The organism is Halomonas sp. LMYGS-3, from assembly GCF_059509875.1.
In genome coordinates, this window is sequence record NZ_JCAKFQ010000006.1 from 1 (window position 1) to 25034 (window position 25034).

Below are 25034 nucleotides of genomic sequence, written 5' to 3' on the forward strand. Positions count from 1 at the left end.
GGCCTGCATGGGCGGCTGGGGATCGATCTTCATGACCGTGGCCCCCGACGGCGCGGTGCTGCCGTGCCACAGTGCCCGGCTCCTGCCGATGGCCTTCCCCAACGTGCGCGAGCAGCCGCTGCGCGAGATCTGGTACGACAGCGCCGCCTTCAACCGCTACCGCGGCGAGGCCTGGATGGTCGAGCCGTGCCGCAGCTGCGACGAGCGCCACCGGGACCACGGCGGCTGCCGCTGCCAGGCCTACCTGCTGACCGGCGATCCCGCCGCCGCCGACCCGGTGTGCGACCTGTCGCCGGAGCACCACCGGATCGAGGCCGCGCGTGCCGAGGCCGCCGACGACAGCCGCCCGCTGACAGCGCTGACGCCGCGCAACGCGCGCGAGTCGCGGGTGTTCTGTCGCGGCTGACCGCGCCGGGGTGAACGCAGCAATGTTGCTGGACGGCAACGCACTTGTGTCGCTGCGACACAATCCCCCCCTTGTGGCTCACCTAGACTGACATCACCGCCAGCATGATCGTGACGACACCCGACAACGGATAGTCACAACAACACCCCGGGGGGAGTCCATATGAAATCACGCGCCGCCGTCGCCCTGGCCGCGGGCCAGCCGCTGGAGCTGACCGAGATCGACGTCGAGGGGCCCAAGGCCGGCGAGGTGCTGGTGCGCATCGCGGCCACCAGCGTCTGCCACACCGACGCCTTCACCCTCTCCGGGGCCGACCCGGAGGGCAACTTCCCGGCGGTGCTGGGCCACGAGGGGGCCGGCATCGTCGAGGAGGTGGGGCCCGGCGTCACCAGCCTGCGCCCCGGCGACCACGTCATCCCGCTGTATACCGCCGAGTGCGGCCAGTGCAAGTTCTGCCTCTCCGGCAAGACCAACCTCTGCGGCAGCGTGCGCGCCACCCAGGGCAAGGGGGTGATGCCCGACGGCACTTCGCGCTTCTCGCTCGACGGCCAGATGCTGCACCACTACATGGGCACCTCCACCTTCTCGGAGTACACCGTGCTGCCCGAGGTGTCGCTGGCGGTGGTCTCGAAGGAGGCGCCGCTGGACAAGATCTGCCTGCTCGGCTGCGGGGTGACCACCGGCATCGGCGCGGTGATGAACACCGCCAAGGTCGAGCCGGGCTCGACCGTCGCCGTGTTCGGCCTGGGCGCCATCGGGCTGGCGGTGATCCAGGGGGCGGTGATGGCCAAGGCCTCGCGGATCATCGCCATCGACGTCAACCCCGACAAGTTCGCACTGGCCAAGCAGTTCGGCGCCACCGAGTTCGTCAATCCCAAGGACCATGGCGACCCGATCCAGCAGGTGATCGTCGACCTGACCGACGGCGGGGTCGACTACTCCTTCGAGTGCATCGGCAACGTCAACGTGATGCGCTCGGCGCTGGAGTGCTGCCACAAGGGCTGGGGCGAGTCGGTGATCATCGGCGTGGCCGGGGCCGGCGAGGAGATCTGCACGCGGCCGTTCCAGCTGGTGACGGGGCGGGTGTGGAAGGGGTCGGCGTTCGGCGGGGTCAAGGGCCGCACCGAGCTGCCGGGCTACGTGGAGCGCTACATGAACGGCGAGATCAACATCGACGACTTCATCACCCACGACCTGCCCTTCGAGCAGATCAACGAGGCCTTCGAGCTGCTGCACGCGGGCAAGAGTATCCGGACGGTGCTTCACTACTGAGGGCTGCATGACTGACTGATACCGCCTGATCACAACGACGCAGGTGATCACCATGCTGACAAGACTACAAGAGGAGCGGAAGCCCATGAGCCTGATGGATACCCTGAAGCGCTGGTTCGGCGGCCAGGGGGCGACACCCTCCACCACTCATCAGCAGAGCCGTGACCGGCCGGCGAATCCCCCACCGGCATCTTCCGCAGCAGCCACCCCCCAGGGAGCAACGACCATGAGCGACATCAGGATCCATCCCGCCGTGGACAACGGCGTGCGTGCCGGTAGCGACAGCTTCAATGGCGGCACCCTGCGCTGCCATTGCCCCGACAACAAGGTCGAAGTGACCGTCGACGCCCAGTGCGCCCACAACCATGTCTGTGGTTGCACCAAGTGCTGGAAACCCGAGGGTGCCTTGTTCTCGATGGTCGCCGTGGTGCCGCGCGACAAGCTCAGAGTGACCGCCAACGAGGACAAGCTCGAGGTCGTCGACCCCTCCGCCGCCATCCAGCGCCACGCCTGCAAGGGCTGCGGGGTTCACATGTTCGGCCGCATCGAGAACACCGACCACCCCTTCCACGGCCTGGACTTCATCCACACCGAGCTCTCGGACGACAGCGGCTGGGCGGCACCGGAGTTCGCCGCCTTCGTCTCCTCGATCATCGAATCCGGCGCCAACCCCGACAACATGGACAAGGTCCGCGGCCGGCTCAAGGAGCTGGGGCTGGAGCCCTACGACTGCCTCTCACCGCCGCTGATGGACGCCATCGCCACCCATACCGCCAAGGCCAAGGGGGTGCTCTGAGCGAGCGAGACGCCACGAGATGCCCGGGCCCGCCGAGGTGCGGGCCCGGGCGTGTCACGTCCGGTGCCAGCCACCAGCCCATCCCGGCCTCAACACGCCAGGTAGGCCAGGGCACCGGTGGCCATGGCCTCGATGCCGGTGCGCAGGGTCACCTCGTTGCCCGGGAAATAATAGGGGGAGTGCGGCATCTCCAGGTGGCGCATCTTCTGTACCACGTCGGCACCCGGGGTCTCGGCCCAGCGTGTCTCCGGTGTCGCACCGATGAACCAGTAGACATAGGGAATATCCTCGCCGCCGAAACCGCCTGCCTCGGCATTGCCGAAGAAGGGGAAGTCCTCGCTGCCGTTGAGCCGCGGCATGGCGTAGAGGCTGGCCTCACCGAAGTGCGCGGCATGGGCGCGACGCACATGCTCGACCGCCACGGGATCGTTGTGCAGGGCGATGGTCTCGTTGAGCACCCGGAACACCGGGGGCTTCGGTGAGCGCCCGGCCTCGCACTCGGCGCGGATGATGCGCTCGATGGAGGCCACCACCTGGCGGTGCAGGGCGTTGTCGAAGCTGCGGATATTGATCTCCAACTCGGCGGTGTGGGGAATGATGTTGGCCTGGGTGCCGGCGTGCAGCTTGCCGACGGTGACCACCACGGTCTCCTCCGGCGGCACCTCACGGGAGACGATGGCCTGCAGGCGGGTCACCACATGGGCGGCGATCACCACCGGGTCCACCGTCTGGGCGGGCATGGAGCCGTGCCCGCCCGCCCCGTGAAGGGTCACCGCCAGGTTGGTGCAGGCGGCCATGGCGCGGCCGGCGATATGCCCGACGGTGCCCGCCAGCGCCGGCATGTTGTGCTGGCCGAGCACAACGTCGGGCCGGACGAAGCGTTCGTAGAGACCATCGTCGAGCATCGCCTTCGCCCCGCCGAAGACCTCCTCGGCCGGCTGGCAGACCAGCATCAGGGTGCCGCTCCAGCGTTCCCGGAGCGCCGCCATCACGCCGGCGGCGCCGACCACGCAGCTGCTGTGCAAGTCATGGCCACAGGCGTGCATCAGCGGCACCTCGTTCCCCTCTTCCGTCGTCGCGGTTTCCCGGCTGGCGAACGCGAGCCCGGTCTCCTCCTCGATGGGCAGCGCATCCATGTCGCCACGCAGCATCACGGTGGGCCCCTCGCCGTTGCGCAGCAGCGCCACCACGCCGGTGCCGCCCACGCCACGGGTCACCTCATAGCCCAACGCCTCGAGGGCCTCGGCGAGTCGCGCACTGGTCCGGTGCTCCTGGAAGGGCAGCTCGGGAGTCCGGTGGAGCTGGCGATAGAGCGCCTGGACCTCCTCGAGGGTCGCCTCCACCCGGGCGCGAATCGCGCCCTTGATATCCAGTGTGGGAGATTGCGTTGTCATCATGGCCTCCATGGCGGCTTAGTGACTTGGGGTGCTGGACACAGGGTGGCCATTGCGCGAGGCGTGGCCGAGCCACTGCCAGGCCGCCACGACGCCGACATTGAGCAGCATGGCCCAGACGCCGGCGTGCCAGCCGAGTGGAGAACTCCAGACGAAATCCATCAGCAGGTAGGCCACGCTTCCCGCCAGGGCGCCGGCCATCACGCTGGCGCGACGCAGCCGCGGCATGAACAGCGCGCCGATGACCATCGGGAAGAGCTGGACGATCAGCCCGTAGGCGCCGAGCAGCAGCAGCACCAGCGATGAGGGATTGGCCAGGGCGAACAGGTAGGCGATCAGCGACAGGCCGAGCACGCTCCAGCGCGTCGCGCTCACCGTGGTCCTCTCGCTGGCGCGCTTCATCAGGGTGGGCCCCATCACATCGCGCACCAGCACGATGGCCGCGGTATGCGCGAGGTTGGCGCCGGTGGACATGGCCGCGGCCAGCGCACCGGAGAGCATCAGGCCGATGACCCAGGGGGAGAAGTCGGCCACGTCCATGACCATGCGCAGCAGCACGGTGTCCGAGCGCACCAGGGGGTCGTCGGCAAACACCAGGATGCCGGCGAAGCCGATGAACAGCAGCGGCACCAGCAGGTAGGCGTAGAGCGGATAGAAGACGCTGACCTTGCGCAGGGTCTTGCCGCTGTCGGCGGAGTAGAACTTCATGAACAGGTGCGGCCACATGGCGCCGCCGAAGGCGCTCACCAGCACCGCGGTGCTGAAGTAGCCCCAGTTCATGCCGGTGGCCCCGGGCATGGTCAGGTACTCGGGCATGGTCAGCTGGATCTGGCTGAACATCTCGCCCACCCCGCCGTAGAGGCGCTCGGAGATCGACAGGCCGAGGAACCAGGCGATGGCGATCATCATGATGCCCTGGATCAGGTTGGTCCAGCCGATGCCGTTCAGGCCGCTGCAGAAGACGTAGGCGGCGACCACCATGAAGGCCAGCAGGGCGCCGAGCCAGAAGGGAATCAGGCCGTCGGTGGCGGCCTGGAACAGCAGGCCGGCCCCGGCGATCTGGATGGTCAGGTAGGGCACCAGCGCCAGCACCCCGATCACCCCGGCGAGGATGCCCAGCGGCCGGCTCTGGTAGTGGTCGGCGATCATGTCGCCTTGGGTCAGGTAGCCCTTCTGGCGCCCCAGCGCCGCGACCCGGGGACCCATGGCCCAGATGGTGATCGGCACCAGCGACAGGTAGGCGAGGATGTAGAAGGCCGGTGCCCCATGCTGGTAGGCCCAGCCCGGCGCTCCCAGGAAGGCGAAGGCGGAGAAGATCTCGGCGCCGAGGATGAAGAAGAGGATCACCACGCCCACATGGCGGCCGCCGGCCACGTAGCCCTCCAGGCTGGCGCTCTGCTGGCCGCGGGCGCGCAGGCCCACCCAGAGCACCAGGGCGAGGTAGGTCAGGGTGATGCCGACAACGATCAGGGAATCATTCATGGCGGTCACCCCCGTGACGAACCACGAAGGCCACCCACATGCCGGCGAACAGCACCAGCATCCACAGGGCGTACCAGAAGAACAGAAAGGGAAGCCCGAGCACGGTGGGCTCGATGCGATTGGCGATCAGGGCGCCGGGCCAGATCATGGCCAGGGTGCACACCGCGAAGTGCAGCCCCGTCAGGAGATGGTAGGTCTTGGTCATGGGTCGTCCAGCTCGCCGCAGCGAGTCTTGTTATGGGTTGTGCCTTGACTATGGCCCAGGCCAAGGGATAGAAAAAATATCCATTTTGAATCCCATCCATATCAGTTTGATATGGACAAAGCCGGAGCCCGTCCATGGAATTTCGTCAGCTCCACTACTTCGTCGCCGTGGTGGAAGAAGGTTCGATCTCGGCGGCGAGCCGCCGGGTGCATGTGGCCCAGCCCGCCCTCACCCGCCAGATCCGCCTGCTGGAGGAGGATCTCGAGACGCGGCTGTTCGACCGTCATGCCCGGGGCATGCGGCTCACGGTGGCGGGCCAGGCCCTCTACGAGGAGGCCCAGGAGCTGCTCGACCGGCGCACTCGGCTCAAGGCGCGCCTCTCGGCGCTGGGTCAGGGGGTGATCGGCAAGGTCAGCCTGGGAGTGACGGTGACCCACCTCTGGGTCCCGGAAGTGGCAGGGCTACTGAGGCGTTATCGCGACCGCTATCCCCGGGTCGCCTTCGAGGTCTTCCCGCTGCTGTCGGGGCCCCAGCTGGAGCGGCTGCGGGACGGCAGCCTGGACGCCGGCATCCTCTACCTCGACGATGGCGGCCACCCCGGGCTCGAGGCGCGCCCGCTGCGGCCGGACCACCTGCTGCTCGCCGTGCCGGAGGCCTCCCCCTGGGCCAGCGCCCCGCCGACGACCCTCACCGAACTGGCCGACGCCGACTTCGTCTGGGGCTTCCGCAGCGCCTCGCCGGTCTACTACGACCGCGTGCAGGCCCACTTCCAGCGCCTCGACTTCCACCCCCGGGTGGTGCAGTACGGCGCCGATAACATCGCCATCCTCAGCATGGTAGCCGCGGGCCTGGGCATCGCCATCCTGCCCGCCGCCAGCAGCTGCCACCCCATGCCGGGGATCCGCTTCCTGCGCCTGCCGGAGCTGGACGAGTGCGACATGCCGCTGTGGTTCGCCTGGCGCCCGGACAACGACTCGCCGGCGCTGCGCAACCTGATCGCGCTGGTGGGGTTGCGCGCCTAGCGCTCGGGCACCCCCAGGACGGCGAACAGCGCCGCGAGGTTCGGGTCCTCCCGCCTGGCCCGCAGGAGCGTGGCATCCTCCACCGAGAAGCGGCCTGCGGTAGCTCGCAGGTACACCTGTCCGGTCGCCTCGTCGACGAAGCGCACCTCCGGCACTTTCGCGATGCAGCGCTTGAGAAACGCGCAGTTCCTGCTGACCGCCAGGGTGTCGTCGCCGGGATAGACCTCCGCCGGGCATGTCGCCGCGGTGTTGATCCTCTTGTAGCGGTCGACGTTGACCAGGCCCAGGGGATCCAGAATGTGAAGCGCTTCGCGGCTGCCGTAGGCGATGGCCGTCGGTGGGGTGTGCTTGGGGACGCTGTTGTCCAGGAACACATACTTGAACCGGGGATAGGGGCTACCCAGCCACTTGAAGAACAGCTTGGGTATGCCGTCGTAGGCCTCCACGCAGTGTCCCAGGAAGTCCGACACCGCCTTGTAGCGTCCCCGCTCCAGTCCCCGCTGCCAGCCCCGCTCCACCGTGGCCTCCGGCGGGGTGACGATGAAGTAGATGTGCATGGTGGAGACATATTTCGCATAGGTGTCATCCAGGAGCCGCGACACGGTTTCCGAGGAGAAACTGTCGAAACGAAACCGATCGATCAGCAGGTTCGGAATGGTGCGGTCCCGCTGCGCCTTGTCGCGGATGTAGCGGTCCAGCTTGGCATCGATCAGCTTGACCTCCTTGCTGGCCAGGCGGCCCGCATACTTGTAGGCCTCGCCCAGGGCGTCATAGTCGAGCAGTAGGCGGCGCCAGATGTCGGGAGTAATGGTGCCGTACTGCTCCGGCTGGATGCCCAGGTCCCGCAGGCTGTCTTTCAAAATGTGCCGCAGGGAACTCTTGCCCGCCGCCGAGGCCCCCTTGAGGCTGATCAGGATCGGCTCCCTGGCGCAGGGGATCCGGCCGTACCCCTCGTGTTGCATGGCCCGTTCGACATGGGGCGCCACCAGGCGGCCGATCAGGCGACTGCCGAAGTCGTTACAGGCATGCCGGGTGATCAACCTCGCCAACACCCCTCGGTCCACCCCGATATGGCCCTGAACGCCAGCGATCGAATTCAGGACACGGTAAGCGCTCTTGTAGATGGCCTGCTCCCGTTCGTCCTGGGCCGCCAACCCCTGCTGCTTGATGTCCTGGATCGCATCATGATGCCGTTCCTGGAGGGAGCGGCGATCCGTCTGCTGTCGCGGGGCAGGACGGTTGCCGAACCATCGGGCCAGGAAGGAGACGGGCTCGGGATCGGCCGCCACCGGTTCGGGGGCGAAGGCCGCGGCGAGGATGTCGCCCACCTTGCCGTGTATCGCCTCAGACAGTCGGTCATACTCCTCCTGGAACGCCGGCAGATGGGGAGTCAGGTAGTCGGTCAGGATCTTGAGCGTGATGCGGCGAAAGTCCTGTCCCAGGGCCTCTTCCTCTTCGCCCTCGGATACCATGATATCGGCCGTCACCTGCACGATCAGCTCGTGCAGCATCAAGCGCTCCGGGCGGAACGCGACCAGCTCCTCCTCCTCGAGCCCGGTGAGGGCTCTCAGCTCAGGCATGTCGGCGAGGCAGGAATAGACGTTGGCCGCGTGATGAATGGTCTCCAGGGCGTGGTAGCGCCTGGGCAGGTCGGCCTCCAGGCCGGGGTTCCACGCCGAAAACTCGGCACCATCTCGATCGGGCATAGCGGGAGCCAGGTGCGTGTTGTGGAGTGGGGCATGAAGGCCCGCGGTCATGGAACGACATTGACCGACTTTGCCTCGTGGAGCAATCCCCGCAGGAGCTTGACCGCCGGCACAGTGGCCCTCGTGAGTCACCACGATCGCCGGTCAGTGCCAGAGACGGGTACAGGGTAGTCGCCCCTGAGACCTGGCACCCCGCAGGCGGGACAACGGACGAGAATAAAAAAACAGTGTTTTGCAACTTCCGTGCGGGCCGGTTATGCTCCAGGGGTCAACCTCGAACAGGGATCCCTCGATGAACGGAAGCCATATGCGAATGCTGTCTATCGGTCTGCTGGCCAGCTTGCTGGCCCTGGGACTCACCGGCTGCGGCACCACCACCGGAGAACGCGCGCTGAGTGGCGCCGGCGTGGGAGCGGCCATCGGCGGCGGCGCCGCGGCCATGACCGGCGGCAGCATCACACGGGGAGCGGTGATCGGCGGTGGCCTGGGCGCCGCCGCCGGGGCGGCCACCGACCGTGACGACATCGACCTGAGCCGTCGTCATCGTTACTGACCTCGCCTTCCCTGCCGACGATGCCAGGCCCAATCGGGCCTGGCATCGTCGTTTCCGGTCCGTATCCAGCCATCCACTCGCCAGTCTTACATCGCCACTTCCACCGGTTTCACGAGCCGGTCGAACACACTGTAGGCGAGCTGCATGACCTCACGGTGGCTGCCGGCATTGAAGGAGATGAGATCGGCCGCGGCCAGGTGTGGCGAGACGAACACCTCCAGCTCGAAGAGGTTGCCGAAGGGCGGCATCGCGCCTGGCTCGCATTCGGGGAAACGGTCCTCGAAGTCCGCCTCCTTGGCCAGCTCGACGGACTGGGCACCGACGGACCGAGCCAGCCGCTGAAGGTCGACGCGATCGGTGGCCGGCAGAACCGCCAGGGCGAGACGGCCATCGATCTCGACCATGACGCACTTGGCGAAATGGCGACCGGGCACATGGGCCGCCTCGGCGACCTCCTGGGCGGTATAGGCCGGAGAGTGCTGCTGGATGACGTACTTCACGCCGTTGTCATCGAGAAAACGTGTGACGCGCTCCATGGACATGGCAATCCCCCTCCCGAGGGGCATTCAAGGGGCCTATCGATAGCCTAGTCAGCCTCGCCGATGATTGGGAGGGCGACGTTATCCAGCTGCCCGGCAACGGGGGGGGGGGGGGGTGACCCAGGCACCCTGCCCTGGCATTACACTACCTGCGGCCGCCACACCGCCACCGGGCAGGGCGCCTCGTGGACCACCTCATGGGTGACGCTGCCGGCCACCACCTGGGAGAGGCCGCTGCGCCCGTGGGTGGTCATGGCCAGCAGGGTGTTCTCGCCGTCATGGAGGTAGCTGACGATGGCGTCCGCCGGATCGCCGTGCAGTACCTCCCAGTCCGCCTGGATGCCGTGATCCCGAGCCAGGCGCCGCGCCAGACCGTGCAGGTAGCTGGACTCCATGACGTCGCCATGCTGGCTCCCCTCGGGGAGATCGCCGATCGCCTCGATCACCTGCAGCAGCTGCAGGCGCGCCGCGAAGCGCTCGGCCAGGGCCACCGCATGGGGCAGGATCGCCTCGGAGAGGGCGGAGCCGTCGACACACACCATGAGCGTCTCCACCCGGGTATGACGCTCGGGGGCGTAGCGCGGCCCACACAGGAAGACCGGCCGGTTCGCGCGCCGCACGACGCCAGCGGTGACGCTGCCGATCAGCATCTCCGGTACTGGACGGCGGCCGTGGGCCATCATGCACAGCCCCACGTCGTCGCGGCCGGCCAGCTGGCCCAGGTAGGCCTTGGCGCTCTCGTGGACCGCCACCTCGATAGTGACATCCCCCGCCTGCTGGTCCGCCAGGCGCGACTGCAGGGCCGCGCGCCGGGCCTCGGCCCGCTCCTCGCCGGCCACCACGGAGGTCACGCAGAGCGGCACCGCCAGCTGCCGGGCCAGGTGCTGGCCGAGCGCCATGGCCCGCAGCGAGGCGTCGCTCTCATCCATCGCCACATGCATCTTGTCCATCGTCGGACTCCTCTGGATCGCGTTGTTGTTGAAATGTCGGTCGTGGAGGTCAGGATGACCTGCGGGCCGGTTCCCGCCCGGCCCGGCGCCCCAGTCCGGGCAGTGGCCTGTGCAGCAGGGCATAGGCCAGCGCGCCGACCACCACTCCCCAGAAGGCCGACCCCAGCCCCAGGAAGCTGATGCCCGATGCCGTGGCGATGAAGGTGATCACCGAGGCCTCCAGGTGGTCCTTGTGGGCGGCGAAGGCGCTGACGTTGCTGGTGATGGCGCCGATCAGCGCCAGCCCGGCGAGGATCGCCACGAACTCGCCGGGCAGCGAGGTAAAAAGCAGCACGATGGTGCCGGCGAAGGTGCCCCCGATCAGGTAGAAGACGCCGTTGGCCACCCCGGCCACGTAGCGCTTGCCGGGGTCCTCGTGGGCCTCCTTGCTGGTGCAGATGGCGGCGGTGATGGCCGCCACCACCGTGGTGATGCCGCCGAAGAAGGCGGTCACGAAGGAGGTCAGGCTGGTCACGGTGACGATCGGCCTGGCCGGGGTGTTGTAGCCCGAGGTACGCAGGATCGCCATGCCGGGCAGGAACTGCCCGGTCAGGCTGACCAGCACCAGCGGGATGGCCAGGCTCAGGGTGGCGTTCCAGGTCCACTCGGGACGGATGAACGCCGGCTCGGCCAACTGGAGCGAGACGCCGCGCAGGCTCGCCCCCTCCAGCACCACCGCCAGCACCACGCCGACGATCAGCAGCAGGATCAGGCTGTAGCGCGGGTTGAGGCGCTTGAAGGCCAGGTAGGCGAGGATCATGCCGATGGCCAGCGCCGGCACCGACTCCAGGGAGACGAAGACCCCGACCCCGAACTGGAAGAGGATGCCGGCCATCATGGCGCTGGCGATGCCGGGCGGGATGGCCTGGACGATGCGGTCGAAGGAGCCGGTCACGCCTACCACGAAGAGCAGCGCCGCCGCCGTGAGGTAGGCCCCTACCGCCTCGTTGAGCGACAGCCCCGGAAAGAGGGTGACCAGCAGCGCCGTACCCGGCGCCGACCAGGCGGTGACCACCGGGACCTTGAGCCACAGGCTGAGCAGGATGCCCGAGACGGCGGCACCGATGGAGATCGCCCACACCCAGGAGGTCATCATGGCCGCCGAGATCTCGGCGCTCTGGGCCGCCTGGAAGAAGATCGCCAGGGGGCCGGAGTAGGAGACCAGCACCGCCACGAAGCCGGCGGTGATCGCGGGTATCGACCAATCCTTGTGAAGTCGCATGCAACGTCTCTCCGTCACACCTCAGGCGACGCCGAGGTGGGTGTCGAGGATGGTGGGATCGGCCTTCAGGCCCTGAGAGTCACCGCTGTAGACCACCTCACCCTTGACCAGCAGGATGTGCTTCTCGGCCACCTCCAGCAGGTTGTCGATGTTCTTGTCGACGATGATGGTGGCGATGCCGGAGGCCTTGATCTCGTGGATGATCTTCCAGATCTCGTCGCGGATCAGCGGCGCCAGTCCCTCGGTGGCCTCGTCGAGGATCATCAGGTCGGGGTTGAGGGTCAGCGCCCGCCCGATGGAGAGCATCTGCTGCTCGCCCCCGGAGAGGAAGGAGCCGTCGTGGTTGATGCGCTGGCCGAGCCTCGGGAAGGTGTCCAGCACGCGCTCCAGCGTCCAGGGCGACTCACCCCGCTCGTTGGGCCGGGCGGCCATGATCAAGTGCTCGCGCACGCTGATGCCCGGGAAGATACCGCGCCCTTCGGGCACGTAGCCGATGCCCTGGCGGATCAGCTGCCAGGGGCGTCGCTTCGACGCCGGGACGCCCTTGATGCGCACCTCGCCGCGGCGCGGCGGCACGAAGCCCAGGATCGACTTCAGCGTGGTGGACTTGCCCATGCCGTTGCGCCCCAGCAGGCTCAGCGTCTCGCCGGGCATCAGGGTGAGGTCGACTCCGTGCAGGATGTGGCTCTCGCCATAGTAGGTATGCAGCCCGCGGGCATCGATCAGCGGGGTGATCTGCTGTTGTGCCGTCATGCCGTAGCCTCCTCGTGGTGGCGCCCGAGATAGACGTCGCGCACCTTCTCGCTGGCGCGGATCTGCTCGGTGGGCCCGCTCTCCAGCACGCAGCCGTCCACCATCACGGTGATGCGGTCGGCTAGGCGGAAGACGCTGTCCATGTCGTGCTCGATCAGCACCAGGGTGTAGCGGTCGGTGAGGCTCTCGAGCAGTTCCGTGACCTGCACGGTCTCCTCGCGGCCCATGCCGGCCATGGGTTCATCGAGCAGCATCAGGGTGGGGGCCGTGGCCAGCACCATGGCGATCTGCAGCTGGCGCTGCTCGCCATAGCTCATGTCAGCGGCCGGGGTATAGGCGCGATGGACCAGATGGCAGGTCTCGAGCACCTCGAGGGCCCGTTCGCTGACCTGGCGTGCCCGCTGGCGGGAACGCCAGCTGCCGAACACGCCGCCCAGGTGGATGCGGGCGGCCAGTTCGCAGTTCTGCAGGCAGTTGAGGCGCGGGAAGATGTTGGTCTTCTGGTGGCTGCGGCCGATGCCCATGCGGGCGATCTGGCGCACGCTCCTGCCCTGGATCGGCTTGCCGTGGAAGAGCACCTCGCCCGCCGAGGGCGGGATCTCCCCCGACAGCAGGTTGATCAGGGTGCTCTTGCCGGCGCCGTTGGGCCCGAGGATGGCGTGGATCTCGCCTGGCCTGACGTCGAAGTCGACGCCGTTGACCGCCACTAGGCCGCCGAAGCGGCGGGTCAGGCCATGGGTGGCCAGGATCGGTTCTTGGCGCATGGCTTATCCCTCCTTCTGCGGGATGCTGGTGGGCTGGAGGAGCGGGACGGCGGCCTCTTCCTCGACGACCGGTGCCTTCCTGCGCCTCCAGGGCGGCGCGATGATCAGCCCGGCGATGCCCCGCGGCAGCACCAGCACGGCGGCGATGATGGTCAAGCCCATCAGGATCGGCCAGTGCACCGTCAGGTGCTCGTAAATATAGAGCAGGATCTCGTAGGCGAAGGCGCCGAGGATCGGGCCGAAGATGGTGCCCATGCCGCCGAGGATCAGCATCATCAGCACCTCGCCGGAGGTGTGCCAGCCGAGCTGTGCCGGGTTGGCGAAGCCGTACTGCATGGCGGCCAGCATGCCGGCGATGGCGGCGAGGACCCCGGCGATGACGAAGGCGACCAGCTTGTAGCCGCCGGTGGCATAGCCCAGCGCCTGCATGCGGTGCTCGTTGTCGTGGATGCCGTCGAGCACCTGGCCGAAGTAGGAGCGGGTCAGCCAGCGCAGGAACAGGAAGCCGACGACCAGCACCCCCAGGCAGAAGTAGAAGAAGGTCAGCGGATTATCCAGGTTCAGCAGCACCGTATCGCCGACCTCCACGCTGGGCCGGAACATGATGAAGACCCCGTCGGTGCCGCCGGCGAACGGCGCGGTACTGATCAGGTAGAAGAGCATCTGACCGAAGGCCAGGGTGGTCATGATGAAGAAGATGCCCTTGGTGCGGATCACCAGCAGGCCCACCACCAGGGCGGCGACGGCGGCCACCAGCATGACCAGCGGCAGCATCCACCACAGCGAGGCCGCATCGAAGTCGGGGCTGGCCAGCGCCAGGGTATAGGCGCCGAGGCCGAAGAACAGCGCGTGGCCCAGGCTGACCAGGCCGACGATGCCCACCAGCAGATCCAGGCTCATGGCGAACAGCGCCAGGATCACCATCAGGGTCAGCTTCTCCAGGATGAAGTCCGACTGGCTGCCGAACAGCGCCGGCCCCCAGAGCGGGAAGGTCGCGACGATGGCCAGCAGGGCCAGCATGATGACGGCGACGCGCTTGGGATATCTATGCAACATGTCTCGTCCTCCTCAAGCGAACAGGCCACGGGGCTTGACCAGCAGCACGGCAGCCATGATCAGGTAGATCACCATGCTGGCGATGCTGGGAATCAGCACCGAGCCGAAGGTCTCGGCCATGCCGATCAGGATGGCACCCCAGAAGGCGCCCTTGATCGAGCCGATCCCGCCGATGACCACGACGACGAAACAGGTGATCAGGATGCTGTCGCCCATGCCCGGGGTGATGGAAGTCAGCGGGGCGGCGATCATGCCGGCGAAGGCGGTCAGCGCCACGCCGACGCTGAAGATCAGCGTGAAGAGGGTGCGCACGTTGATGCCCAGGCCCTCCACCATGTCACGGTTCACGGCCCCCGCGCGGATGATGATACCCAGCCGGGTATGGCGGATCACCCAGTAGATGACCCCGGCCAGGGCCAGGCAGACGCCCATCACGAACAGCCGGTAGACCGAGTACTGCAGGTTGTCGGTGAGTTGCAGGCGCCCGTCGAACGGCGCCGGGATCGCCACGCTGTGGACGTCGCCGCCCCAGATGATGCGCTGCGCCTCGTTGATCACCAGGATCAGGCCGAAGGTCAGCAGCACCTGGTAGAGATGGTCGCGCTTGTAGAGCGTATCCAGGAACAGCCGCTCGATGATCAGGCCCAGGGCGACGGCGATGGGAATGGCGATGATGATCGCCAGCCAGAAGTTGCCCAGCCGCAGGGTCAGGTCCCAGACCAGATAGGCCCCGATCATGTACATGGCCCCGTGGGCCAGGTTGATGATGCCCATGATGCCGAAGATCAGGGTCAGGCCGCTGGCGATCAGGAACAGCAGCAGCCCGTACTGCAGCCCGTTGAGGAGCTGCACACCAAAGAATGCGAGATCCATGACGATCTCCTCCGCGATGGAAGGGGCGAGCCAGGCTCGCCCCGGGAAGTCAGACGTTCACCGGTTCACATCTGGCAGGCGTCGTCCGGCACCTCGAGCTGTTCGAAGGCGACGTCGACGACCTCGTGCTTGCCATCGCGAATCTCGCGCAGGTAGACGTTCTGGATCGGGTGGTGGGAGTCGGAGAAGCTCATCAGGCCCCGCGGGCTCTCGAGCTCCACCTTGGACAGGGCCTCGATCAGGGCATCACGGTCCTCGGTGTTGCCGCCGACCGCGTCGAGCGCCTGGACCAGCATGGCGCCGGAGTCATAGCCCTGCACCGAGTAGGTGTCCGGGGTCACGCCGTAGGCGTCCTCGTAGGCCGACATGAAGGCGCGGTTCGCCTCGCTGTCCAGGGTCTCGGCATAGTGCATGGTGGTCAGCACGCCTTCGCCGGCACCATCGAGTGCGGCGATGTTGCCCTCGGTGAGGAAGCCCGAGCCCATCAGCGGGATGCTCTCCTTGAGGCCGGCGGCGGCATAGTCGCGCACGAAGCTGACCCCGCCGCCGCCGGCGAAGAAGGTGTAGACGGCATCCGGGGCGATGCTGGCGATCTGGGTGAGGTAGCTCTGGAACTCGGTGCTCGGGAAGGGGACGAAGATCTCCTCGACGATCTCGCCGCCCTCCGCCTCGAAGGCCTCCTTGAAGCCGGCCACGTCCTCCTTGCCACCGGCGTAGTCCCAGGTGATGGTCACCACCTCGCGGTGCCCCCGATCATGGGCGACCTTGCCCATCGGGAAGCTGTTCTGCCACATGCTGAACGAGGTGCGGAAGACATTGGGCATGCACAGCTGGTTGGTGGCGGCCTCCAGGCCGGCATTGGGGATGATGGTGATGGCGCCGCTCTGCTTGGCCACCCGCAACATGCCCATGGCCACGCCGGAGTGGACCGGGCCGATGACGACGTCGACGTTATCGCCCTTGACCAGCCGGCTCATGTTCTGGGGCGCCTTGGAGGGATTGGCCTCGGAGTCGAGCTGCACATACTCGACATCACGGCCACCGAGCTGGCCGCCGTTCTGCTCGATGGCGAGCTTGAGGCCGTTGGTGATGGCCTCGCCCAGGGCCGTGTAGGTGCCGGAGTAGGGCAGCATCAGGCCGAGCTTGACCGGGTGGTTGTCGGCCATGGCGGCGGATGCAGACATGAGGGTAACGGTGCCCAGCACGGTGGCGAGGGCGGTCTTCTTGAGATTCTTCATGGTGATTCCCAGGGGTCAGTTGTTGTTGGAGCTCGGTGCTCTGCTGGGGACGTCCCTGTCCCGCTCATGCTGATACGTCGTCGTCAGACGTGATAGACGTCGATGACCTGATGGATGTAGTCGTTGTTCAGCACCACCTTCTTGTTGGCGATCAGTGGCGTCTCGCCCGACACGTCCAGGGTGTAGAAGGACGTACCGAAGAACGCGCTGGTCTCCTTGTAGCGGTGGCTCAGCGTCTGCCAGTTGAAGCGCAGCTCCACTGTGTCGCCCGCCTCCTTGAGCACCTCGAGGTTGGTGATCTGGTGGGTGGTGCGCGGCTCCGGCGTGCTCGCCCCGCTGCGCTCGGTCTTGATCCGGTAGACCCGGTCCTCGAGCCCCTCGCGGTTCGGGTAGTAGATCAGCGAGATCTCGGCCTCGGGGTCGCGGGTCAGCTGGTCGTCGTCGTCCCAGGCCGGCATCCAGAACTCGGCGTCCTGGCGGTAGCACGCCAGCCACTCGTCCCACTGGCGGTCGTCGAGCAGGCGTGCCTCGCGGTACAGGAAGGCCTGGATGTCGTGGTAGCTAAGGCTCATGTCATGTCCTCCTTCAGGCCGATTCGGTGGCGATAAACTGGCGGCGTTCCTTGTCGATGGCGCGCAGCATCTCCTCGACCCAGTGCTTGTGGTGCAGCACGTAGAGGCCCTCGTCCTCGGGGGCGGCCCCGCTGAGCAGCGGCTTCATGTCGATCGCCTGGGCGTTCTCGTCGGCCCCCTCGATCCACTGCTTGGCCCCGCGCGACAGGTCGCTCCACTCGGCCAGGGCGCCGTTGTAGCCGTCCTGGCAGGCGCGGAACTCCTCGAGATCGTCCGGCGTGCCCATGCCCGAGACGTTGAAGAAGTCCTCGTACTGGCGGATGCGCACCCGGCGGTTCTCCGCGGACTCGCCCTTGGGCGCGAAGCAGTAGATGGTGACCTCGGTCTTGTCCACGGCCAGCGGACGCAGCACGCGGATCTGCGTGGAGAACTGGTCCATCAGGTAGACGTTGGGGTAGAGGCAGAGGTTGCGGGTCTGGTTGACGATGGAGTCGGCCCGCGCCGCGCCGAGCTGGGCCTCGATCTCGTCCTTGCGGGTGTAGACCGGGCGCACCTCGGGGTTGAGCAGCCGGGTCCACAGCATCATGTGGCCGTTCTCGTAGGAGTAGAAACCGCCCTGACTCTTCGACCAGCCGTCGGCGTCCACCGCCTGGGTACCGCCGGCGTCGTAGTTGCGACGCTGCATGGTCGAGGCGTAGTTCCAGTGCACCGAGCTGACGTGGTAGCCGTCGGCGCCGTTCTCGGCCTGCAGCTTCCAGTTGCCGTGGTAGGTGTACGACGAGGTGCCACGCAGGATCTCCAGGCCCTCCGGCGCCTGGTCGACGATGTTGTCGATGACCTTCATCGTCTCGCCCAGGTACGCCTCGAGCGGGGCGACGTCATCGCTCAGGCTACCGAACAGGAAGCCCTTGTAGTTGGCGAAGCGCGGCAGGTGCTTGAGGTCGTGGGAACCCTCCTGCTTGAAGCCGTCCGGGTAGGCGCCGGTCTTCTCGTTCTTGGCCTTGAGCAGCGTGCCGTCGTTCTTGAAGGTCCAGCCGTGGAAGGGGCAGGTGAAGGTGCCCTTGTTGCCCTGCTTGCGGCGGCACAGGGTGGCGCCCCGGTGGGCACAGGCGTTGATCAGGCCGTGCAGCTCGCCCTGCTTGTCGCGGGTGATGACCACCGGCTGGCGGCCCATGGTCACGGTGAAGTAGTCGCCCGGCTCGGCGATCTGGCTCTCGTGGGCCAGAAACAGCCAGTTGCCCTCGAAGATGTGCTTCATCTCCAGGTCGAAGAAGGCCGGGTCGGTGAACATGCTGCGGTGGCAGCGGAAGATGCCGGCCTCGGCGTCGTCGACGACGGCGCCGCTGACACGTTCCTCGAGTTGGTCAAGCTTGTTGGTCATGATCCAGATCCTCGGTGTCTTGTCGTGATCGCTCGGAGCGGAGCCGGCGGCAGGCCTGCTTCCTCATTCGACCTGCCCCCGGCGCTCCTCGCTGGAGGTCAATGGCAGGGGTCGATCAGACCTTGGCGGTGCCGGCCAGCTGGCTGTGCTGGTCCTGCTCGTCTTCCTTGGCCCGCGGGCGGGCGTGGCGCACCTGCAGCTCGGGGGCGTCGGTCTTCGCCAGCTCGATGTCGAACACCACCTCGGTGAAGGGGCCGTCCAGCGCGCGCTTCTCGGCCTCGGCCGGATCCTCGATGCGCTTGCCTTCCACCACCAGCTCCTCGCGGGTGGCGAAGGCGAAGTCGTCGAAGGTGTAGGGGTCGCCGGCCAGGTTGATCTGGGTGGTCAGGTGCTTGTGGCCCGGGGCGGAGATGAAGTAGTGGATATGCGCCGGGCGCTGGCCGTGACGGCCGAGCAGGTCGAGCACCTGCTGGGTCGGGCTGTCCGGCGGGCAGCCGTAGCCGGAGGGGATGATGCTGCGCGCGGTGTAGCGGCCGTCGCTGTCGGTGAGGATGCTGCGGCGCAGGTTATACTCGGACTGGGTCGGGTCGAAGAAGGAGTAGCCGCCCTTGGAGTTGGCGTGCCAGATCTCGACCTTGGCGCCGGCGACGGGGTGGCCGTCGGTGTCGCGCACCTGGCCGGTCAGCCACATGGTCTCGCCATCCTGGTCGGTGCCGTCGTCCATGCGCGCGAAGCCCTCGGCCTCGGGGGCGCCGGCCACGTAGAGCGGGCCCTCGATGGTGCGCGGGGTGCCACCCAGCAGGCCGCGCTCGGCGTCGGCGGCGTCCATGCGCATGTCCAGGTAGTGGTCGAAGCCCAGGCCCGGTGCCAGCAGGCCGAACTGGGTGCCGTTGCCCAGCGCGTTGAGCACGCTGACGGCGGACCAGAACTCCTCGGCGCTGACGTCATAGTCGTCCATCAGCCGGTAGAGGTCGGAGAGCAGGCGGTGCATGATCTGCTTGGCGCGCTCGTTGCCGCCGGCCTGGTCGAAGCCGCTGACGGCCTTCAGGAAGTCCTGCACGTCGGGAGTATCGAAAATCTTCACGGTCATGGTCATGCTCTCGTCGTTGTCGTTGTGCCCTGCGGTCTCGTCAGGGATGCAAGGCCAGTGGTCGGGGGCCTCCGGTGCCTGACAGGCCACATCTCGACGGAGGCGTTCTTGTTGTGGTGAGTGGATTCTGGCCAGGCAGCGGGGGTGTCACCAATATCGTTTGAGTTCCCTCCCATACCCCAGGGGTATCGCCGAAAGTGCTTTCTTGAGCTCTTCTCCTCTCGCAAAAAGACAATCTCATCCCCATGGAATCAACAAGTTGAGAAATCCCCTCTGATCCGGACAGCAATTCCCAGTCATTTCGTCTGCAATGCCTTCGACCTCCCTACTGGGCCAGGGGCCCTGCCGACCCTCTTCGGTCGGCCCGGCAGGCATCAGGGTGGGACCATGGACGCGAATTCAACCCTCGGGGCGGTGCAGATTGCGACAAAAGGATAAGAGGCCGACACGGCGGGCTCGGAAAGCCGCCATGAAAAAAGGCCCGCGCTGCTATCGCAGCCACGGGCCAAGGAGGATCTCGGTGTCCCAGGCCGCCATCCGGCGGCCTGGGATCAGTGGGAAGCCTGTTCCTCGCCGATCTGCTTGATGAACTCGAAGTCCTTGGTCTCGAAGATCAGCGAGATGAAGACCCCCAGCACCAGCGCCCAGAAGGAGGAGCCGATGCCCAGGATCTGCAGGCCGGAAGCGGCAATCAGGAAGGAGAACAGCCCGCCCATCTCGTGCTTGCCCGAGAATGCCATGTGCATCGCCGAGGTGATCACCCGCAGCAGGGCCAGACCGGCGATGATGGCGATGAAGTAGCCCGGCATGGCCTCGATCAGGCTGACCACGAAGCCATAGAAGGGGGCGGCCACCACGAAGATGGCCCCGGCGATCACCGCCGCGACCCAGCGCTTGTCCGACTTGCCGGCCTCCGGCGAGGAACAGATGCCGGTCATGGGGGCGGCGATGCAGGTGCTGTGCAGGTTGAAGAAGGCCGAGATCATGGTGCCGACGCCGCCCACGGCGGTAATGGCGTTGGCCGGCACCTGCTTGTAGCCCATGCCCTTGACCAGGCCCACCCCGGCCGGCGTCTCCATCCCCACCAGGATAAGGGCCAGCGGCAGGCCGTAGGCCAGGAAGGCCCCCAGGGTGAACTCGGGCACGATGAACTCGGGGAAGGTCACCGAGAACGCCACGCCGGAGAAGTCGACGCCGGAGTAAGCCATGTAGGCGACACCGGCCAGCATGGCGACGATCAGCGGCGGTATCTTGCGCAGCAGGCGCGCCGAGAGGAAGAAGGCCAGGATCATGATGGCCGCCGGCAGCATGGCATTCTCCAGCGGCGCCACCATGTTGAGGCCGAACTTGAGCAGGATGCCGCCGACCATGCCCATCACGATCGGCATCGGGATCAGCTTCATCACGATGCCCATCACCCCGGCCAGGCCGGCCACCAGGGAGATGGCGCCGGCGATCAGGGTCGCGCCCAGGGCCGCCTCGAGCCCCACCACGGGGATGATGGCCGCGAACAGCAGCGCGCCGGGAATGGAGTTGGCCATCGGCAACGGCAGCCGGTAGTAGGCGGGCATGAGGAGGCCGAAGAGGCCATTGATCATCAAGTAGCTGATGACCCAGATCATGATGAAGTGGGAATCGAGCCCCGCAGCGGTCCCGGCACTGATATGGATGATGCCGGCGCTGAGGCCGAAGATGCCTGCGACGAGACCCGCGCTGACATTATCGACGTTGAGGTCTCGAATGAAATCGCGGGGCGCGTGCCTGAGGCTCACGCCCTTTTCGATGTGTTTCACGGTGTGCTCCAGGGGATTGTTGTATTGATAGGTGGGGCTGCCAACACTCTCTTAATGCCGTGTGATACAGACCAGAGCCATCGAAGCTTAGCCGAGGTCCCCTCCGGCCACCGGCACGATGGTGCCGGTAATGTAGTTGGCATCCTCGGAGGCCAAGAACAGGATCGGGCCGGCCTGCTCGTCCAGGGTGCCGTAGCGGCCCATGAAGCTGGTGGCCTTGGTCTGGTTGATCAGGGTCTGGTACCAGACTTTCTCCTGCTCGCTCTGCTCGGCGGTGTTGCGCGGGACCTTGCGCGGCGGCGCCTCGGTGCCCCCAGGCGCCGTGGCGTTCACGCGAATGCCATGCTCGGCGTACTCGAAGGCCAGGGCCACGGTCATGGCATTCACGCCACCCTTGGCCGCCGCATAGGGCACCCGCATCAGGCCACGCGTGGCCACCGAAGAGACGTTGACGATATTGCCCTTCGATTCCAGCAGGTACGGCAGCGCCGCCCGACAGCACCACAGGGTCGGGAACAGCGAGCGACGCACCTCGGCCTCGATTTGCTCAGGCTGATAGTACTCGTAGGGCTGGGCCCAGATGGTCCCGCCGACATTGTTGATCAGGATATCGAGACGGCCGAAATGCTCGTGGGTCTTGGCCATCACGCTCTCGGCCCCTTCCCAGGTCTCCAGATCGGCCTGCAGGGCGATGGCTTCCACGCCCTGCGCCTTGAGCTCGGCGGCCACATCCTGGACATAGTCGGCGCGATCCACCAAGGCCAGGCGCGCGCCTTCCGCGGCGGCGCGCTCGGCGACCCGCTGCCCGATGCCCTGGGCGGCACCGGTTACCACCATCACCCGGTCCTGGAAACGAGAGTTGCTGAAGCGTGCTAGGCTCATGCGGCTTCTCCCGGTGCCTTGTTGGGGGTGAACTTCTCGTAGTGGAAGCTCTGCGGCACGATGCCCTCGTTATCGAAGTGCTTGAGCACGGCGTCGACCATGGGGGGCGGCCCGCACAGGTAGACGTCGATGTCGCCGTCGTGCATCACCTCGGCATCCATGTGATGGGTCACATAGCCCTTGCGCGGATGCTCGCTGGTCTCATCCACCACCACGGTGGAGTAGGTGAAGGTCGGCAGCTCCGCGGCGAAATGCTCCAGGGCATCGACCTTGACCAGGTGGTCGTCCTTGTTGACGCCGTAGATCAGATGCATCGGCTGCTCGATCGTCTTTCCTTCCGCCCGCTTCTGGACCAGCAGTTCGAGCATGGAAAGGAAGGGGGCGAGGCCAGTGCCACCGGCCAGCATCAGCACCGGGCGCGTGATCTCGCGCAGGTAGAAGCTACCCATGGGCCCGGTCAGGGCCAGCCGGTCGCCGACCTTGGCCCGCTCAGTCAGGTAGCCGCTCATCACCCCGTTCGGGATGTTGCGGATCAGGAAGGTGGCGCGTCGATCGCCAGGCTTCGAGCTGAAGGAGTAGGAGCGGTGCTCCTCGGTGCCCGGCACGTCGATGTGGATGTACTGGCCCGGCAGGAAGGCGAGCGCAGCCTCGTCGTCCAGGTCCACGCCCAGTTCGATGCTGTCCTCGGAGAGTTGCTCGACCACGGCCACTGTGCCCTCTAGCTTGCCTACCTGGGTCTTGCACAGGGTGGACGCCACCGGGACCTGGATAACGCAGTCCGAGGACGGCACCATCTGGCAGGTCAGTACCTGGCCCTCGGCGGCCTCCTCATCGGAGAGGGCCTCTTCCAGGTACTCGTCACCCATGTCGAACTCGCCCTGTTCGCAGTGGCCCTTGCAGGTGCCGCAGACGCCATCGGAGCAGTCCATCGGCAGGTTGACCTTCTGCCGATAGGCAGCGTCGAGGACCGTTTCCCCTTCCTTGCAGCCGATGAAGCGGGTAACGCCATCCTCGAAATTGAGGGCAATGGTGTAGCTCATGGTTGAATCTCCTCCCGCACCGGGTCAGATGTGATAGACGTCGATGACCTGATGGATGTAGTCGTTGTTCAGCACCACCTTCTTGTTGGCGATCAGCGGCGTCTCGCCCGACACGTCCAAGGTGTAGAAGGAGCTGCCAAAGAACACCTGGGTCTCCTTGTAGCGATGGCTCAGCGTCTGCCAGTTGAAGCGCAGCGCCACCTCGTCGCCCGCCTCCTTGAGCACCTCGAGGTTCGTGATCTGGTGGGTGGTCCGCGGCTCCGGCGTGCTCGCCCCGCTGCGCTCGGTCTTGATCCGGTAGACCCGGTCCTCGAGCCCCTCGCGGTTCGGGTAGTAGATCAGCGAGATCTCGGCCTCGGGGTCGCGGGTCAGCTGGTCGTCGTCGTCCCAGGCCGGCATCCAGAAAACCGCGTCCTGGCGGTAGCATTCCAGCCACTCGTCCCACTGGCGGTCGTCGAGCAGGCGCGCCTCGCGGTACAGGAAGGCCTGGATGTCGTGGTAGCTGATGCTCATGGTCTCTCTCCCCTTCTCGGTTCGGGCGCGCTTACGCACTTTCGGTCGCACGTTCGGTGGCGATGAACTGGCGGCGTTCCTTGTCGATGGCGCGCAGCATCTCCTCGACCCAGTGCTTGTGGTGCAGCACGTAGAGGCCCTCGTCCTCGGGGGCGGCCCCGCTGAGCAGCGGCTTCATGTCGATCGCCTGGGCATTCTCGTCGGCCCCCTCGATCCACTGCTTGGCCCCGCGCGACAGGTCGCTCCACTCGGCCAGGGCGCCGTTGTAGCCGTCCTGGCAGGCGCGGAACTCCTCGAGGTCGTCCGGCGTGCCCATGCCCGAGACGTTGAAGAAGTCCTCGTACTGGCGGATGCGCACCCGGCGGTTCTCCGCGGACTCGCCCTTGGGCGCGAAGCAGTAGATGGTGACCTCGGTCTTGTCCACGGCCAGCGGACGCAGCACGCGGATCTGCGTGGAGAACTGGTCCATCAGGTAGACGTTGGGGTAGAGGCAGAGGTTGCGGGTCTGGTTGACGATGGAGTCGGCCCGCGCCGCGCCGAGCTGCTCCTCGATCTCGTCCTTGCGGGTGTAGACCGGGCGCACCTCGGGGTTGAGCAGCCGGGTCCACAGCATCATGTGGCCGTTCTCGTAGGAGTAGAAACCGCCCTGACTCTTCGACCAGCCGTCGGCGTCCACCGCCTGGGTACCGCCGGCATCGTAGTTGCGACGCTGCATGGTCGAGGCGTAGTTCCAGTGCACCGAGCTCACGTGGTAGCCGTCGGCGCCGTTCTCGGCCTGCAGCTTCCAGTTGCCGTGGTAGGTGTACGACGAGGTGCCGCGCAGGATCTCCAGGCCCTCCGGCGCCTGGTCGACGATGTTGTCGATGATCTTGGTGGTCTCGCCCAGGTACGCCTCGAGCGGCTGGACGTCATCGCTCAGGCTGCCGAACAGGAAGCCCTTGTAGTTGGCGAAGCGCGGCAGGCGCTTGAGGTCGTGGGAGCCCTCCTGCTTGAAGCCGTCCGGGTAGGCGCCGGTCTTCTCGTTCTTGGCCTTGAGCAGCGTGCCGTCGTTCTTGAAGGTCCAGCCGTGGAAGGGGCAGGTGAAGGTGCCCTTGTTGCCCTGCTTGCGGCGGCACAGGGTGGCGCCGCGGTGGGCACAGGCGTTGATCAGGCCGTGCAGCTCGCCCTGCTTGTCGCGGGTGATGACCACCGGCTGGCGCCCCAGGGTCACGGTGAAGTAGTCGCCCGGCTCACTGATCTGGCTCTCGTGGGCCAAAAACAGCCAGTTGCCCTCGAAGATGTGCTTCATCTCCAGGTCGAAGAAGGCCGGGTCGGTGAACATGCTGCGGTGGCAGCGGAAGATGCCGGCCTCGGCGTCGTCGACGACGGCGCCGCGGACACGCTGTTCGAGTTGGTCAAGCTGAGTGGTCATGATCCAGATCCTCGGTATCTTGTCGTGATGGCTCGGAGCTGATCCGGCGGCAGGCCTGCTTCCTCATTCGGCCTGCCCCCGG

The 25034-nt window shown here is 66.6% G+C and carries 25 protein-coding genes; 5 read left to right on the forward strand and 20 right to left on the reverse strand.

From position 1 onward, the window contains the following. The 3 genes from AC5W54_RS07260 to gfa all read left to right on the forward strand — a co-directional run. On the forward strand, window positions 1–406 hold a 406-nt coding region (locus tag AC5W54_RS07260), incomplete at its 5' end, for an SPASM domain-containing protein (RefSeq protein ID WP_495961403.1). A gap of 162 nt (window positions 407–568) precedes the next feature. Further along, window positions 569–1678 carry an S-(hydroxymethyl)glutathione dehydrogenase/class III alcohol dehydrogenase gene (locus AC5W54_RS07265; RefSeq protein WP_495961404.1) on the forward strand — a complete coding sequence of 370 codons (1110 nt, stop codon included), beginning with the start codon at window positions 569–571 and terminating at the stop codon, window positions 1676–1678. 85 nt (window positions 1679–1763) lie between these two features. After that, window positions 1764–2474, forward strand: coding sequence for an S-(hydroxymethyl)glutathione synthase (gene gfa, locus AC5W54_RS07270; protein WP_495961405.1), 711 nt, complete (start codon window positions 1764–1766; stop codon window positions 2472–2474). 89 nt (window positions 2475–2563) lie between these two features. Here gfa and AC5W54_RS07275 read toward each other — a convergent pair whose 3' ends face one another. From AC5W54_RS07275 to AC5W54_RS07285, 3 genes are read right to left on the reverse strand one after another with little or no spacing between them, the layout of a single operon-like run. Then, window positions 2564–3868 (reverse strand): amidohydrolase, encoded by a 1305-nt coding sequence (locus AC5W54_RS07275; protein ID WP_495961406.1) that lies wholly within the window; start codon window positions 3866–3868, stop codon window positions 2564–2566. Between the two features lie 18 nt (window positions 3869–3886). Continuing rightward, window positions 3887–5350, reverse strand: a complete 1464-nt coding sequence (locus AC5W54_RS07280) for a sodium:solute symporter family protein (protein ID WP_495961407.1) — start codon at window positions 5348–5350, stop codon at window positions 3887–3889. Then, window positions 5343–5555: a hypothetical protein gene (locus AC5W54_RS07285; RefSeq protein WP_495961408.1), complete on the reverse strand. Its 213-nt coding sequence runs from the start codon at window positions 5553–5555 to the stop codon at window positions 5343–5345. The genes AC5W54_RS07280 and AC5W54_RS07285 overlap by 8 nt, the downstream gene beginning before the upstream one ends. A 134-nt stretch (window positions 5556–5689) precedes the next feature. On the opposite strand from AC5W54_RS07285, the gene AC5W54_RS07290 reads away from it, so the two are divergent. Further along, entirely contained in the window at window positions 5690–6577 is an 888-nt protein-coding gene (locus AC5W54_RS07290; protein WP_495961409.1) for a LysR family transcriptional regulator, read from the forward strand. On the opposite strand, the gene AC5W54_RS07295 is transcribed toward AC5W54_RS07290, so the two are convergent. After that, window positions 6574–8283 (reverse strand): DEAD/DEAH box helicase family protein, encoded by a 1710-nt coding sequence (locus tag AC5W54_RS07295; protein ID WP_495961410.1) that lies wholly within the window; start codon window positions 8281–8283, stop codon window positions 6574–6576. The genes AC5W54_RS07290 and AC5W54_RS07295 overlap by 4 nt on opposite strands. Window positions 8284–8596: 313 nt before the next feature. On the opposite strand from AC5W54_RS07295, the gene AC5W54_RS07300 reads away from it, so the two are divergent. Next, window positions 8597–8836 (forward strand): YMGG-like glycine zipper-containing protein, encoded by a 240-nt coding sequence (locus tag AC5W54_RS07300; protein WP_495961613.1) that lies wholly within the window; start codon window positions 8597–8599, stop codon window positions 8834–8836. Between the two features lie 86 nt (window positions 8837–8922). Here AC5W54_RS07300 and AC5W54_RS07305 read toward each other — a convergent pair whose 3' ends face one another. The 16 genes from AC5W54_RS07305 to AC5W54_RS07380 form a co-directional block, all read right to left on the reverse strand. Next, window positions 8923–9378 (reverse strand): aminoacyl-tRNA deacylase, encoded by a 456-nt coding sequence (locus AC5W54_RS07305; RefSeq protein WP_495961411.1) that lies wholly within the window; start codon window positions 9376–9378, stop codon window positions 8923–8925. 137 nt (window positions 9379–9515) lie between these two features. Next, window positions 9516–10325, reverse strand: a complete 810-nt coding sequence (locus AC5W54_RS07310) for a universal stress protein (protein ID WP_495961412.1) — start codon at window positions 10323–10325, stop codon at window positions 9516–9518. Between the two features lie 49 nt (window positions 10326–10374). Continuing rightward, window positions 10375–11586, reverse strand: coding sequence for a benzoate/H(+) symporter BenE family transporter (locus tag AC5W54_RS07315; protein WP_495961413.1), 1212 nt, complete (start codon window positions 11584–11586; stop codon window positions 10375–10377). Window positions 11587–11607: 21 nt separating this feature from the next. Then, window positions 11608–12339 carry an ABC transporter ATP-binding protein gene (locus tag AC5W54_RS07320; RefSeq protein WP_495961414.1) on the reverse strand — a complete coding sequence of 244 codons (732 nt, stop codon included), beginning with the start codon at window positions 12337–12339 and terminating at the stop codon, window positions 11608–11610. Beyond that, on the reverse strand, window positions 12336–13103 hold the full coding sequence (locus tag AC5W54_RS07325) for an ABC transporter ATP-binding protein (RefSeq protein WP_495961415.1): 768 nt from the start codon (window positions 13101–13103) through the stop codon (window positions 12336–12338). The genes AC5W54_RS07320 and AC5W54_RS07325 overlap by 4 nt, the downstream gene beginning before the upstream one ends. A gap of 3 nt (window positions 13104–13106) precedes the next feature. Next, complete coding sequence (locus AC5W54_RS07330) at window positions 13107–14159, reverse strand: branched-chain amino acid ABC transporter permease (protein WP_495961416.1); 1053 nt, start codon at window positions 14157–14159, stop codon at window positions 13107–13109. 12 nt (window positions 14160–14171) lie between these two features. Beyond that, window positions 14172–15032, reverse strand: coding sequence for a branched-chain amino acid ABC transporter permease (locus AC5W54_RS07335; protein WP_495961417.1), 861 nt, complete (start codon window positions 15030–15032; stop codon window positions 14172–14174). A gap of 65 nt (window positions 15033–15097) precedes the next feature. Further along, a complete protein-coding gene (locus AC5W54_RS07340; protein ID WP_495961418.1) occupies window positions 15098–16270 on the reverse strand; it encodes an ABC transporter substrate-binding protein in 1173 nt (390 codons plus the stop codon). A gap of 83 nt (window positions 16271–16353) precedes the next feature. Further along, window positions 16354–16842, reverse strand: a complete 489-nt coding sequence (benB, locus tag AC5W54_RS07345) for a benzoate 1,2-dioxygenase small subunit (protein ID WP_495961419.1) — start codon at window positions 16840–16842, stop codon at window positions 16354–16356. A 13-nt stretch (window positions 16843–16855) separates the two neighbouring features. After that, window positions 16856–18223, reverse strand: a complete 1368-nt coding sequence (locus AC5W54_RS07350; RefSeq protein WP_495961420.1) for a Rieske 2Fe-2S domain-containing protein — start codon at window positions 18221–18223, stop codon at window positions 16856–16858. A gap of 115 nt (window positions 18224–18338) precedes the next feature. Beyond that, window positions 18339–19313, reverse strand: coding sequence for a catechol 1,2-dioxygenase (catA, locus tag AC5W54_RS07355; RefSeq protein WP_495961421.1), 975 nt, complete (start codon window positions 19311–19313; stop codon window positions 18339–18341). Between the two features lie 551 nt (window positions 19314–19864). Next, window positions 19865–21106 (reverse strand): benzoate/H(+) symporter BenE family transporter, encoded by a 1242-nt coding sequence (locus AC5W54_RS07360; RefSeq protein ID WP_495961422.1) that lies wholly within the window; start codon window positions 21104–21106, stop codon window positions 19865–19867. 87 nt (window positions 21107–21193) lie between these two features. Next, window positions 21194–21988 carry a benzoate diol dehydrogenase BenD gene (gene benD / locus AC5W54_RS07365; protein ID WP_495961423.1) on the reverse strand — a complete coding sequence of 265 codons (795 nt, stop codon included), beginning with the start codon at window positions 21986–21988 and terminating at the stop codon, window positions 21194–21196. Continuing rightward, window positions 21985–23028: a benzoate 1,2-dioxygenase electron transfer component BenC gene (gene benC, locus AC5W54_RS07370; RefSeq protein WP_495961424.1), complete on the reverse strand. Its 1044-nt coding sequence runs from the start codon at window positions 23026–23028 to the stop codon at window positions 21985–21987. The genes benD and benC overlap by 4 nt, the downstream gene beginning before the upstream one ends. Window positions 23029–23052: 24 nt before the next feature. Beyond that, entirely contained in the window at window positions 23053–23541 is a 489-nt protein-coding gene (gene benB, locus AC5W54_RS07375; protein WP_495961425.1) for a benzoate 1,2-dioxygenase small subunit, read from the reverse strand. A 31-nt stretch (window positions 23542–23572) separates the two neighbouring features. Next, window positions 23573–24952: a Rieske 2Fe-2S domain-containing protein gene (locus tag AC5W54_RS07380; RefSeq protein WP_495961426.1), complete on the reverse strand. Its 1380-nt coding sequence runs from the start codon at window positions 24950–24952 to the stop codon at window positions 23573–23575. Window positions 24953–25034 lie beyond the last annotated feature (82 nt).